Below are 12,463 nucleotides of genomic sequence, written 5' to 3' on the forward strand. Positions count from 1 at the left end.
TAATTTATTGAATGAAATATCTGAGTTTAACGGAGAATGACCTGCCAGGTTTTTGTAGTTTAAAGTTGTCGTAGGCAAGGTGATCTGTTAGGTTTCTGCACTCTGCAGAAATGTTGTACTTCCCTTTTTGAAGGGAATAACTTAGAGAGGCGTTATGGATAAATTGTGTAGGAATGTCTGATTTTCCATTTGGATTTCCTTTACTTTCCCAGGTCAGATAGAACCAGTTTACATACTGTGTAAACCAGTTAAATTGCAAACGGGTATCTTTTCCAAGGATGTTGTCTTGACCAATGGTGAAGTCGGCGTTTCCGAATAACCACGGCTGATTAGGGATTTTATTTTTATACGTTCCTTCAATATAGTAAGATTCCGTCTGCCCAAATTTTGTTGTATTTATTGCATTTTGATAGGTAAGGTTTAATGTTAGGGAAAGAAGCTGAGCGTAGTTATATCTTACCTCAGATTCAAAGCCTGTAATGCGAACGCTTGACTGGTTTTCGTTTTTTAACAATTTAGAACGCACATCTGGCACAGGAAAAATAAAGTCCTTCGCATTGCGGTAAAATGCCGATGCTTCAATAAAAAACGAGCTCTTATCAATTTGAAAGCCATAATATGCGCCAAAATTGATATTGTCGCTGCGCTCAGGCTTTAAGTCAGGATTACCTTGCAGGTTTAATCCGTCGCCAAACATTTCTTCCGCCTCCTGAAGTCTATAAGTATGCTCATAAGATGCCTTGATGCCGAGACCTTTGGTTAATTTATACCTTGAAGCTATGCCATACCCAAAATTTCCAAAGGCAGTATCGAGTAATGCATAGGCGCCATTAATATATTTAGCCCTTTCTAAACCAAGATGGTAGTATTTTCCAAAAACGGTGTTTACCAAACGGTTTTCTAACAAGTTCTGCTGATAGGCAAAGCCTACAATCTGTTTATTCATCAGGCCAGGAAGACTGTCGCGATCTACCTGTAGCTGATTGTAGTTTTCATTCTTTAAATGATCGAGTGTATAGTTAAGGTTTAGAGAATGCTGACTATTTATGACATAACTCAAGTTTCCCATTGCATAGGTGCGTGGTCTAACGATATTGGCGATGGTTTTAATCCCGTTGCCCATTTCAGTATAGCCTTTATCGTACCAGGTCCCATCCCAATTATAATTGCGGAACAGCGTGTCTGTGGTTTTATATGTGTCTTTGGATCTTGCTGCAAATGCACTAAAATTCAGTCCCTCGGTAAATAGGTTGTCCTTTTTATATCTTAAAGTTCCGCTTTTTGCATAGTTGGTTCTTCGAACTTTTCCATAAACCGTGTTTTGGTCGAAGCCAGTTTGCAAATCTTGATGACCTTCATTGTATCCGGCTCCAATGAAAAGCACATCTGCCCATGTTTTATTGGTGATACCTACTTCTACCTGACCAAGAGCTGATAAATAATTATCATGGAAACGTCTGACATCTGCCTTCACATACTCCGCATCGGTAACATCCGTAATGTAATTGCCATCTCTTACACCACCCACAACTACATCGACACCTTTCATTTTGTAGTTGTTTACAGATGAATTTAAAAAGCCACTTCCTTTTATGATAATCCCTGTTTTCTCATGAACATATTGGCCCGTTAGTGCCGATCGGTTGGTGCTGAATGAACCGTAACTATGACTTAGGTCAAGATAGTTGCTTACCTTTTGGTTTGTAATCACATTTACGGCTCCACCCATTGCATCTGCCCCCAATTGAACAGGTACAACCCCCTTATAAACCTCTAGGCGTTCTGCCAAGTTAACAGGAATGTTATTTAATGACATTGCACTTCCCATTACATCCATTGGGATACCGTCAATAAAAAACTTGACTTGTTTTCCTGATAACCCATTGATGGAGAATTTGAAGTCAGAACCTAATCCACCCTGCTCACGGATTCTAACACCAGTACTCCTGTTCAAAATCTGATTTAAGTCGGCAGTAGTATTTGCAAACTTTTTAGTCTCAATGGCATTTACCGAAAATCCGGACTCTTTAATCTCTCGTGTTTTAGTCTTTCCATCAATTGCTACATCGTTTAATAATCTGAGATCCCTTTTTAGAGAAAAATTGATGTTGAGTTTTTCGCCCTCCTTCAGTGTTATCCGTCTCGATTCTGCAATATAGCCGAGGTAGCTTATCTGAATGGTATAGGCTCCTTTTACGAGATTAGTTAATTCAAAATACCCTTTAGAATCAGTTGTGATTCCGGTTTTTGTATTTTTTAATACAACAGAAGCGCCGGAAATGGTTGTGGTGCTATCCTTTACAATTCCAGAGATGGAAGAATTTTGTGCGAACACATAAGATGATAGAGCGGTAAAGAATATTGAAAGTAAAGTTTTACGATATAGCATTATTTTAATATTGTGTATTTATACTGTAAGTAGCATAACCACGACTTCCCCGAAGGTGGGAAAGCAAAAAATATTAAAATAGTTTAATTCTAAGGATTCAGTTTATCGATGCGCATAATGAAATCGGTATTGCCCGCCAGTTCAAGCCCTTTCTTTAAGTCATCTGTTTTGGGGTTATAAATCCAGATAAAGTTGCCTTGAGTGCTTGAATTGACCGCAATGTAGGCCATATTATCTTTAACAATAATACACTCTCTTCTTGTTCCCTTATCTAGGGGAAGGTTAAGTTTTTTAATAACTCTTGCTGCGGCCAGATCAATCAGATAAAATTCAAAATGAGCGGTGCTATAATGATCGCCTAATCCCTTAAAAAGGTCCTTTCTTTCACTTCTGATGATGGCTTTGTTGTTGCCAATATACCACATGCCATAAGCATGGTTATTTATTAATGACGAAGAGATGTTGATAAAGTAGTCCTTATCCAGGCTTTCATCACCTGCTTTGATTCTAAATATTCCGCTAGGTAGGTCGGGGCGATTGCCAAGAGCTATTCCCGGACACGACATGAAGTAATAATTGTTGTGCTCATCATTAAAGGAATAAGACTGTACCGTGTTTATGCCCCCCGGATAGGTGGAACGGGTATCTTTATCGATCTTTAAAAGATTCATTTGCGGATAGCCCAACTCGGCAATGTAAGTGGTGTCGCTTGTGGTATAATTGGAGGAACTTAATTGCTGGTGGTACGTATAACCAACGAAAAAGTGATTTTTACGCAGCTCTACAAACCCAATTGACATAGAAGTAAGCTTACCAGAAGGCTGGGGAATTGCGAGGCTGCCTGAAGATAGCAGATCCATCTTTCCGGTTTCAATCAGAACGTATTTTGCCTGCTTAAAACCTTTAATGTCCAATCCTGTTAATAGCAAGGAGTCTTTACCTACCCATAAATAATTCTCTATTGAAAAATCTTTTAGCGGGATAGATGCAACAGTATGTAAAGAATCCTTTTGTACGTTGTATTTAGATAATTTAGCTTTCTTTCTGTTTAGATGGTAGTAGCTACCGTCTTTAACAATGATGTCTCTGTCCATTGCTTTTGCATCTAACATTGCCCCTTGTTGTTCAGGTAATATTTTTCCGCTGTCTAAGGAGTTGGTTTCAACGATATATTCTTTACCATCTTTTCCAAGAATATACATGCTGTAATTTTTGCCCGCCAGCATGTTGCTGGTTTCTGGTTGTTGGGAGCAGGAATAAAGGAATAATGATAAGGTGGCTGATGTTAATAAAAGAATAACCTTTTTAACAGATTTATATATTGTTTTTTCTTGCAAGGATGATTTGTTTTATTAGATACTGAACTGATTTATGATTTGTTTTTGTAATACAGGCGGCAAGTCCATCAGGTTTCTTTCGCTAACTACAATGATCTTATCCTCGTCTGTTTTACCGTTAAGGATAATGTAAGTTTGACCCCCTTTTAAGGATATTTTTTTATCAGTTCCTTTAAATTTAAGCTCTACATCTTTTTTAGGAGAAATCAACATACTCCCCGATAGGTCAACGGAGCCTGTAGCATAATTTATTTTAGCAAGTGTATTTGGGCCAACGGAAATATTATAGCCTTTAGAATCAAGATGCCTAACGCTTATTGCTGAAGTATTATCGACAGACACAAATTGAGGCGAATCATTTTTTGTCTTTATTGTAAATTGATAAAAACCCAAGCCTAGTAATCCTAAAACTATTGAAGCCGCAACTGCGCCTTTCCAGAATGAAAGCGAATGGCTTTTGGTAATGCTTTCCTTAGCGGGTGCGGGAGCTATTTCATTCCAAATAGCAGCCTTGTGGGCTGCCTTGTCTTCGCCAACCGGAAGATCCAGCTCTTCTGCCGAGTCATCTGCAAACAACCAATCCTCTACCGCCTTGCGTTCCTCTTGAGTGCACTCATCTCTATGGTATCTCTCTATCAGTTCTTGATTGATATTCATATGGCTTTACAGTTACCTGGTTTTAGGTCTTTTTGGTAAAAGTAACATAAACTTATATAAAATTAGCGCTTTAAATGTAAGTAGCATAACGCTGTAATTTCCGTAAGCTTTATTGAAAATTAATTATTATAGGGTGCAAGTTTAACTTTAAGCACGCTCATTGCTTTGGTAATATGATATTCTACTGCACGCTCTGTAATCAGAAGAGCAGAGGCAATTTCTTTATTGCTAAGCCCTTGCTCGCGACTCATCTTGTAAACTCTTTTGCATTGGCATGGCAACGTATCAACAAGGATATTTACCTTTTCTTTAAGGTTGTTAAATAAAACATGCTCTTCGGTACAATTGCTTGATGGGCATGAATATTGCATTTTGATGCTTACATGCTTCTGCCTGCTAACTTTATTTCTGATGTATTCGAATGTTTTAAATTTAGCAGATCTGATTAGATAGTTGCTTACTTTTTCGAGTTCAAGCTCATGGCGGCGTTCCCAAAGTGATTTAAAAATATCCTGAACCATCTCTTTTGCAGGTTCTATTTCGCGGATATTGTTGTAGCAAACAGCGTAGACTTTTTCCCAATACAGATTATATACGGTTTCGAACGCTTGTTCGTCGATCCGTAGAGGATTGGTGCAATAATCTGTAGGTTTTCTGTCTGACAATGCCCTCGCGTTTTGTGATTCGGGCCAAATATAGCTTATTTAGATTTATTATAAACAATAGAATGAAGAATTATTTAAAGCAATAGAATAATTCATTAAAACAGAAGTATAAYGCATTGTTTGGAGCAAGGTAACGCACTAATTTAGATTTATGATTAAAAGTATAAATATACAGGATGCAAGGTTTCCGTTAGCTAAGGGTGCAGGCAGTGATGCCATTCATCGTGATCCCATATATTCTTATGCAGTAACCAATCTGGTTGATGACGGCGGTTTAGTGGGAACAGGTTTTGCATTTACGCTTGGAGAGGGAAATGATCTTGTTTGCAAGGCTGCGCAGTTCTATGCAGATCAGCTAAAAGGAAGAGATATTGAAGAACTAATGTCTGATTTTGGAAGCGTATTTAATCAGCTGTCCAATGAGCAGCAGTTTCGTTGGCTTGGACCACATAAAGGTATAGTGCATTTGGCTCTTGCCTCTGTTACCAATGCATGTTATGATCTTTGGGCTAAAAAGAGAGGAGTGCCACTTTGGAAATTGTTAAATGATTTATCACCACAAGAAATAGTAAATACACTTGATCTGTCTTATTTAGAAGATGAGCTTACGGCCGCTCAGGCTTTACAATTATTAAAAGATAATGAGGCAGGTAAAGAGGCTCGCAAACAAATTGTTACCCAGGGCTATCCAGGGTACGATACTTCAATAGGCTGGTTTAATTATACAGATGAGAAGGTTCGCGAAAATTGTAAGAAAGCCATTGCTGAAGGCTTTACGGCTATGAAACTGAAAGTGGGCAGTTCAGACCCGCAGAGAGATATCCGCCGATCGCATATTGTGCGTGAAGTAGCCGGAGATGATGTAAAAGTTATGCTGGATGCAAATCAGCAGTGGACATTACCGCAAGCACTAAAAATATGCAAAGAGCTGCGAGGCATGAATCCTTACTGGATAGAAGAACCAACTCATCCGGATGATGTACTTGCACATAAAACACTGGCCGATGCTATTGCCCCAACCAAACTTGCATTAGGAGAGCATGTACCAAACCGCATTATCTTTAAGAACTATTTGCAAACCAGGTCTGCAGGTTTTATGCAGGTTGATGCAGTAAGGGTGGGCGGTGTAAGTGAATTTATTACTGTTAGTCTGCTTTGTCGTAAATATGGAATTCCAGTGGTGCCACACGTAGGCGATATGGGTCAGCTTCATCAGCATTTAGTGCTATTTAATCACATTACAATGGGCCATGAAGCTTTGTTCCTGGAGCACATTCCCCATTTGCAAAAGCACTTTGTGCATCCTGTGATTATAGAGGGCGGGGTTTATAAAACACCAATGGAACCCGGCAGCAGTTGCGATTTGAAACCCTTAAATTAAACCTCAGAAAAATATATGCGATGTTAAAATCACTAGACTTAAGCATTAGTATCCTGTATATACTTGGTATTTTAGCTATAGGCTTATGGGCGGGGATCAGTCATCGGCGCAAAAGCAAAGCGAATGCTGCCGGCGAGTATTTTCTGGCTGGTAAAACGTTAAAATGGCCGGCTATAGGACTGGCGCTGTTTGCGACAAATATTTCTACAGTCCATTTGGTTAGTCTGGCGCAAAGCGGCTTTGATAGTGGTTTGCTTAATGGTAATTTCGAATGGATGGCGGCGTTTACACTTATTCTGTTGTCGCTGTTTTTTGTCCCATTTTATATTAAGTCGGGAGTTGCTACGCTACCCGATTTTCTGGAAAAGCGCTACGACCGCTCCAGTCGCGACTGGCTGGCTGTCATTTCAGTAGTATCTGCAATAATTATCCATATCGCGTTCTCTATGCTGGCGGGTGGTATTGTATTGAAAACCCTGTTTGGACTTAACATGTATGTAAGCGTGATTGTAATTTGTATAATCACAGCTATTTATACCATTATAGGCGGGCTAAAAGCCGTTGTTGTAACAGAATCTATCCAAACAGTTGTTTTGCTTGCAGGAGCCTTTATTATCAGCTATGCTGCCTTTAATAAAATGGGCGGATGGGAACCAATGACTGATGTATTAAAAAACAAAGGTGAGATGGATAAACTTTCGATGCTGCGCCCACATGGCGATAGCAGCGGAATGCCCTGGTATACCGTGTTTTTGGGTTATCCTATTTTGGGTATTTGGTATTGGTGTGCAGATCAGACCATTGTACAGCGCGTGCTTGGTGCTAAAGATGAAAATCATGCAAGAGTAGGGCCTTTATTTTGTGGGTTTATAAAAATTTTACCTGTTTTTATTTTCGTGCTGCCAGGCTTGTTTGCTTATACTTTAGTGCAGACCGGCCATTTAGATGTAAGCAGTTTAGGTGTTGATGATAAGGGAAATGTAAACTCAAAGGGCATTTATACGCTTATGATTACTCAGCTGCTGCCTTCAGGATTGATTGGTGTTTTAGTAGCGGCCCTTTTATCGGGCTTAATGAGTCAGGTTTCAGGAGCCTTAAATTCCATTTCAACAATGGTTAGTTATGATATGTATCAGCGCTATCGCCCCGAGGCATCAGATAAACAATTGATCAGGATAGGGAAAATAGCTGCAGGTATTGCTCTTGTATTTTCATTAGGATTGCTGCCTTTATTAAATAGATACGAAAGCATATTTAGTGGAATCAATGATATTATAGCGCACATTGCGCCGCCAATAACCTGTGTGTTTTTGTTGGGCGTATTTTGGAAAGGAGCATCTGCCCAATCAGCCAAATTAACCTTATGGATCGGGTCTGTTCTGGGAGTAGTTGTATTTGCTATCAATAAGATATTTCCTGAAACCCTAATTGGCCATATACCATTTATGATGATGGCATTTTACCTTTTTTGCACCTGTGTGATTATTCAGGTAAGCTTTTCTTATATCTATCCTGTGCAACATACCGAAGAGAGCGCACAGCTTTATTGGAAATCGCCATGGGAACCTTTGCAGGGGACTGCCTGGAAGGGATTAGGAAATTACAAAGTGCTGTCGGGCTTGCTTTTATTAGTGACAGGTGTATTGTATTGTATATTCAGATAAAATGAAAAGATATATTCTCATTGTGTTTATTACCGGCCTTTTTCTGACCGGTTGTAAAGAAGAAACCAAGCAGGCTAATGTTAAGCGATTTGGTTCTGTAACAGGTTTAAAGCCCGAAAAATTGGATTACTATAAGCAATTACATGCCAATGCCTGGCCATCCGTTTTAAAGAAAATAAAAGAATGTAACATCAGGAATTATTCGATTTATCTGGAAAAGATAGGAGATGCTTATTATTTGTTCAGCTATTTTGAATATACGGGTGTTGATTTTGATGCGGATATGAAGAAGATGGCGGATGATCCGGAAACCCAAAGATGGTGGAAAGAAACAGATCCTTGCCAGCAACCATTGCCCGAAGCAGCGGCTAAAAAGCAAGTGTGGACAGATATGGAACAGGTTTTCCATACAGATTAAGATTTATAGAAAAAATATTGAATATGCAATTATTATCCGGTAAAGTTATTTTCCTCACGGGAGGTTCAGCAGGGATTGGTTTTGAGTGTGCAAAGGCTTACGCCGAGGCCGGTGCAAATGTGGTTGTTGCGGCATCTTCGCCTGAACCTGTGGAAGATGCTGTAAGGCAATTGGGTTCTGCGCATCTCGGTATTGTATGCGATGTATCTAAAGCCGATGATGTTGAAATAGCAATTGCAAAGACCTTAGCCCGCTATGGAAAATTAGATGCGATCCACAACAATGCAGGTGTGGCCTCGCCATCTAAACCTTTGCATGAGACCAGCGATGAGGAATGGGGAAATTTGATGGATGTGAATTTGAAAAGTATACTCTATACAACCCGATATGGATTTGAAGCATTAAAAGAATCTAAAGGATGTATTTTGAATACAAGTAGTCTTGTTGGAGAAATAGGACAGGAAAACCATGCAGCTTACACTGCTACCAAAGGCGCAATGAATACGCTGACAAAATCGATGGCGCTGGATTATGCACAATATAAAATCCGTGTAAATGCGGTTCTGCCAGCGGGAGTTTGGACCCCTATGCTGCGGGAGTGGAGTAAAGAGCAACCGAATCCGGCATCGATAGCACAATATTTGGACGATATACATCCTTTGGGCTATTGTCCGGAGGGAGATGTGATTGCTGATGCCTGTGTTTTTTTGCTTTCGGAAAAAGCCAGGTTTATTACGGGAACAATTTTGCCTGTTAGTGGCGGTGCGGAACTTGGGTACAGGTCTGTAAGATAAAGCCAGACTGAGCTTTAGTTATACAGATGTAAAACAGCGTTTAAACAGTTTTTGATTGTATAAACATTGTATAAACCTTGTGTTAAGATTGTATAAAAATTGCTTAAAAATTTTTGACGGAGAGCGTTTCCCGTTATTATTCTAATAATATTTCTTCAACTGTTTGACAATTAAAGATATTACACTATCTTTGCAGTCCCTAAAATTTAGGGGGAATAAATAATTGTTAAACAAATTAAATACAAGCAAGTGAATACGTTAAGTTACAAAACTGTCTCTGCCAATGCAAAAACTGTTAACAAACAGTGGGTTGTTGTTGACGCACAAGGCGAGATTTTGGGGCGCTTGTCATCGAAGATCGCAATGATCATCCGTGGTAAAAACAAGCCTGAGTATACCCCACACGTAGACTGCGGTGATAACGTTATCGTTATTAATGCAGACAAGGTTAAGTTGACCGGAAATAAATTTTCAGAGAAAATTTATACTTCTTACACCGGATACCCAGGTGGTCAGCGTTTCATTTCTCCAAAAGAGTTAATGGCTAAACACCCAAAACGTGTTATCGAGAAAGCTGTTCGTGGTATGTTACCTAAAACTAAACTTGGTGCTAAATTATACACCAACTTATATGTTTACGCAGGTTCAGAGCATCCGCACGAGGCACAATCACCAAAAACCATTAAACTTTAATTAAAGAAGAAATGTCAGTTACAAACACTTCAGGAAGAAGAAAAACAGCTGTTGCACGTATCTATTTAAAAGAAGGCAACGGCACTATTACCGTAAATGGTAAAGACCACAAAGTATATTTCCCAACGTTACCATTACAATACATTGTTAACCAATCGTTCGAAGTTTCTGAACTAGTTGGTCAGTATGATGTAAATGTAAACGTAGCTGGTGGAGGTGTTAAAGGTCAAGCAGAAGCAGTTCGTTTAGCTATCGCTAAAGCTATTGTTGAATTAGATGCTGAGAAAAAACCAGCATTACGTGCTAAAGGGTTAATGACCCGTGATATGCGTATGGTTGAACGTAAGAAACCAGGACGTAAAAAAGCACGTAAGAAATTCCAATTCAGTAAACGTTAATCTTAAGGAGACAAAACAATGGCAAGAACTACATATCAAGACTTATTGGATGCAGGTGTACACTTTGGTCACCTTACCCGTAAATGGAACCCAAAAATGGCGCCTTACATTTTCATGGAGCGCAATGGTATCCACATTATAGATTTAAATAAAACTTTAACTAAAACTGAAGAAGCTGCTTCAGCAATCAAACAGATCGTTAAATCTGGTCGTAAGATTCTTTTCGTAGCTACTAAGAAACAAGCTAAAGAAATTGTTGCTGAGCAAGCAAAAAAAGTAAACATGCCTTTCGTAACTGAACGTTGGTTAGGTGGTATGTTAACTAACTTTGCTACCGTACGTAAGTCAATCAAAAAGATGGTTACCATCGATAAAATGACTAAAGACGGTACTTATTCGATCCTTTCTAAAAAGGAGCGTTTAATGATTCAGCGTGAGCGTATCAAACTAGAAAGCTTATTAGGTGGTATCGCGGATTTAAACCGTTTACCAGCTGCTATCTTTTTAATTGACGTTAAAAAAGAGCACATCGCTGTTAGCGAAGCGTTGAAATTAAACATTCCAACTTTTGCAATGGTTGATACTAACTCTGACCCTTCAAACATCGATTTCCCAATCCCAGCGAATGATGATGCAACTAAATCTATCTCTTTAATTACTGATGTTATCATCAAAGCAATTGAAGAAGGTTTAGATGAGCGCAAACGTGAAAAAGACGAAGAAACTGAAAAAGAGGCTGTAGCTGCTAAAGCTGCTGCTGATGCTCCTGAAGCTGCTGCTCCTGGTGCAAGAAGAAAAAAAGTAAGTAGCGAAGCTGAAACCGAAGAAGGTACAAGCGAAGAAGCTTAATTAATAATATAATTTGGGTTGTATGCTGTGCGTTGGAGGTTTACTTACAACAATCACGTACAACCCATAATTTTTGATAATAACTTAAAAAGGAAATAAAATGTCTACAGTACAAATTTCTGCAGCAGATGTAAACAAATTGCGCCAACAAACCGGTGCTGGTATGATGGACTGCAAAAAAGCATTAATCGAAGCTAACGGTGATTTCAAAGCTGCGGTTGATTACTTACGTAAAAAAGGTGCTAAAGTAGCAGCTTCACGTCAGGATCGTGATTCTAACGAAGGAGTTGTTATTGCTAAAGCTACAGCTGATGGCAAACGTGGTGTTGTTGTTGAATTAAACTGCGAAACTGACTTTGTTGCTAAAAACGCTGATTTCGTTGCTTTAGCTAATAAATTTACTGATTTAGCTATCGATAAAAACCCTGCTTCATTAGAAGAGCTTTTATCTTTAGAAGTTGATGGTCAGAAAGTTTCTGATATCATTATCGAAAACACTGGTAAAATCGGTGAGAAAATCGGTATTTCTAAATTTGAAACAGTATCAGGTGAGAAAGTTGTTCCTTACATCCACGGTAACTACCGTTTAGGTGTTTTGGTTGCTTTAAACCAAGCTGTTGCTGGTGTTGACGAAGCAGGTAAAGATGTTGCAATGCAAATTGCTGCTATGAACCCAGTTGCTTTAGATAAAGCTGATGTTGATGCAACTACTATTGAGCGTGAAACTGAAATCGCTAAAGAACAAATCCGTGCTGAAGGTAAACCTGAAGAAATGGTAGAAAAAATTGCTGCTGGTAAATTGAATAAATTCTACAAAGACAGTACTTTATTGAACCAGGAATTTGTTAAAGATTCATCTAAAGATGTTCGTAAATTCTTAAATGATACAGCTAACGGTTTAACTGTTACTGCATTTAAACGCGTACAATTAGGAGCTTAATCGCTTTTATTTTATATTAAAAGAGGGTGTATCATGATTTTTATAATGATGATATACCCTCTTTTTTTGTTTTCGTTATTCTGAGAACTTAGCATTAGAAAGACACACCATCATCTCGAACACACACTGCGTCCTTTAGATTTGACCAGTGGTCTAGAACCTAAAAAACAATTGTTATTAAGTGTTACGCTTAATTCCTCAGCTATACAGAATTTTGTAGGAATAATGCCTAACCACGGCAGCGGCGAATTATCAAGTCGTCAAGGTTTTTATGCCTA

The 12,463-nt window shown here is 38.8% G+C and carries 12 protein-coding genes; 8 read left to right on the forward strand and 4 right to left on the reverse strand.

Annotation, left to right across the window (positions count from 1 at the left end):
• Positions 1 to 4: 4 nt before the first annotated feature.
• From AC1DG9_RS07795 to AC1DG9_RS07810, 4 genes are all read right to left on the reverse strand, one after another.
• Positions 5 to 2,389 (reverse strand): TonB-dependent receptor, encoded by a 2,385-nt coding sequence (locus AC1DG9_RS07795; protein WP_172659235.1) that lies wholly within the window; start codon positions 2,387 to 2,389, stop codon positions 5 to 7.
• Between the two features lie 89 nt (positions 2,390 to 2,478).
• On the reverse strand, positions 2,479 to 3,726 hold the full coding sequence (locus AC1DG9_RS07800; RefSeq protein WP_337717134.1) for a DUF4374 domain-containing protein: 1,248 nt from the start codon (positions 3,724 to 3,726) through the stop codon (positions 2,479 to 2,481).
• 15 nt (positions 3,727 to 3,741) lie between these two features.
• Positions 3,742 to 4,383, reverse strand: coding sequence for a hypothetical protein (locus AC1DG9_RS07805; RefSeq protein WP_172659233.1), 642 nt, complete (start codon positions 4,381 to 4,383; stop codon positions 3,742 to 3,744).
• Between the two features lie 119 nt (positions 4,384 to 4,502).
• A complete protein-coding gene (locus AC1DG9_RS07810) occupies positions 4,503 to 5,048 on the reverse strand; it encodes a sigma-70 family RNA polymerase sigma factor (protein WP_172659232.1) in 546 nt (181 codons plus the stop codon).
• Positions 5,049 to 5,199: 151 nt separating this feature from the next.
• Between AC1DG9_RS07810 and AC1DG9_RS07815 the strand changes: the two genes are divergently transcribed.
• From AC1DG9_RS07815 to tsf, 8 genes are all read left to right on the forward strand, one after another.
• Entirely contained in the window at positions 5,200 to 6,429 is a 1,230-nt protein-coding gene (locus tag AC1DG9_RS07815) for an enolase C-terminal domain-like protein (protein WP_337717136.1), read from the forward strand.
• A 20-nt stretch (positions 6,430 to 6,449) separates the two neighbouring features.
• Positions 6,450 to 8,093 carry a sodium:solute symporter gene (locus tag AC1DG9_RS07820; RefSeq protein ID WP_172659230.1) on the forward strand — a complete coding sequence of 548 codons (1,644 nt, stop codon included), beginning with the start codon at positions 6,450 to 6,452 and terminating at the stop codon, positions 8,091 to 8,093.
• Position 8,094: 1 nt separating this feature from the next.
• Positions 8,095 to 8,511, forward strand: coding sequence for an L-rhamnose mutarotase (locus tag AC1DG9_RS07825; RefSeq protein ID WP_172659229.1), 417 nt, complete (start codon positions 8,095 to 8,097; stop codon positions 8,509 to 8,511).
• Between the two features lie 23 nt (positions 8,512 to 8,534).
• On the forward strand, positions 8,535 to 9,305 hold the full coding sequence (locus AC1DG9_RS07830) for an SDR family NAD(P)-dependent oxidoreductase (RefSeq protein ID WP_172659228.1): 771 nt from the start codon (positions 8,535 to 8,537) through the stop codon (positions 9,303 to 9,305).
• Between the two features lie 249 nt (positions 9,306 to 9,554).
• Entirely contained in the window at positions 9,555 to 9,998 is a 444-nt protein-coding gene (gene rplM / locus AC1DG9_RS07835; RefSeq protein WP_048907936.1) for a 50S ribosomal protein L13, read from the forward strand.
• Positions 9,999 to 10,009: 11 nt separating this feature from the next.
• The gene (rpsI, locus tag AC1DG9_RS07840) at positions 10,010 to 10,396 is read left to right on the forward strand and encodes a 30S ribosomal protein S9 (protein WP_048907935.1); all 387 of its coding nucleotides are present in this window, start codon (positions 10,010 to 10,012) and stop codon (positions 10,394 to 10,396) included.
• Between the two features lie 18 nt (positions 10,397 to 10,414).
• Positions 10,415 to 11,245 (forward strand): 30S ribosomal protein S2, encoded by an 831-nt coding sequence (rpsB, locus tag AC1DG9_RS07845; RefSeq protein ID WP_048907934.1) that lies wholly within the window; start codon positions 10,415 to 10,417, stop codon positions 11,243 to 11,245.
• A gap of 100 nt (positions 11,246 to 11,345) precedes the next feature.
• Entirely contained in the window at positions 11,346 to 12,185 is an 840-nt protein-coding gene (tsf, locus tag AC1DG9_RS07850) for a translation elongation factor Ts (RefSeq protein WP_477623040.1), read from the forward strand.
• Positions 12,186 to 12,463: the final 278 nt, after the last annotated feature.

The sequence above is a fragment of the Pedobacter sp. 05L430 genome (genome assembly GCF_056397585.1).

Excerpts from the sequence above, each read along its gene's own strand:
- AC1DG9_RS07795 (WP_172659235.1), bottom strand. The coding sequence starts at position 2,389 with ATGCTATATCGTAAAACTTTACTTTCAATATTCTTTACCGCTCTATCA.
- AC1DG9_RS07805 (WP_172659233.1), bottom strand. The coding sequence starts at position 4,383 with ATGAATATCAATCAAGAACTGATAGAGAGATACCATAGAGATGAGTGC.
- AC1DG9_RS07815 (WP_337717136.1), top strand. The coding sequence starts at position 5,200 with ATGATTAAAAGTATAAATATACAGGATGCAAGGTTTCCGTTAGCTAAG.
- AC1DG9_RS07820 (WP_172659230.1), top strand. The coding sequence starts at position 6,450 with ATGTTAAAATCACTAGACTTAAGCATTAGTATCCTGTATATACTTGGT.
- AC1DG9_RS07825 (WP_172659229.1), top strand. The coding sequence starts at position 8,095 with ATGAAAAGATATATTCTCATTGTGTTTATTACCGGCCTTTTTCTGACC.
- AC1DG9_RS07830 (WP_172659228.1), top strand. The coding sequence starts at position 8,535 with ATGCAATTATTATCCGGTAAAGTTATTTTCCTCACGGGAGGTTCAGCA.
- rpsI (WP_048907935.1), top strand. The coding sequence starts at position 10,010 with ATGTCAGTTACAAACACTTCAGGAAGAAGAAAAACAGCTGTTGCACGT.
- rpsB (WP_048907934.1), top strand. The coding sequence starts at position 10,415 with ATGGCAAGAACTACATATCAAGACTTATTGGATGCAGGTGTACACTTT.
- tsf (WP_477623040.1), top strand. The coding sequence starts at position 11,346 with ATGTCTACAGTACAAATTTCTGCAGCAGATGTAAACAAATTGCGCCAA.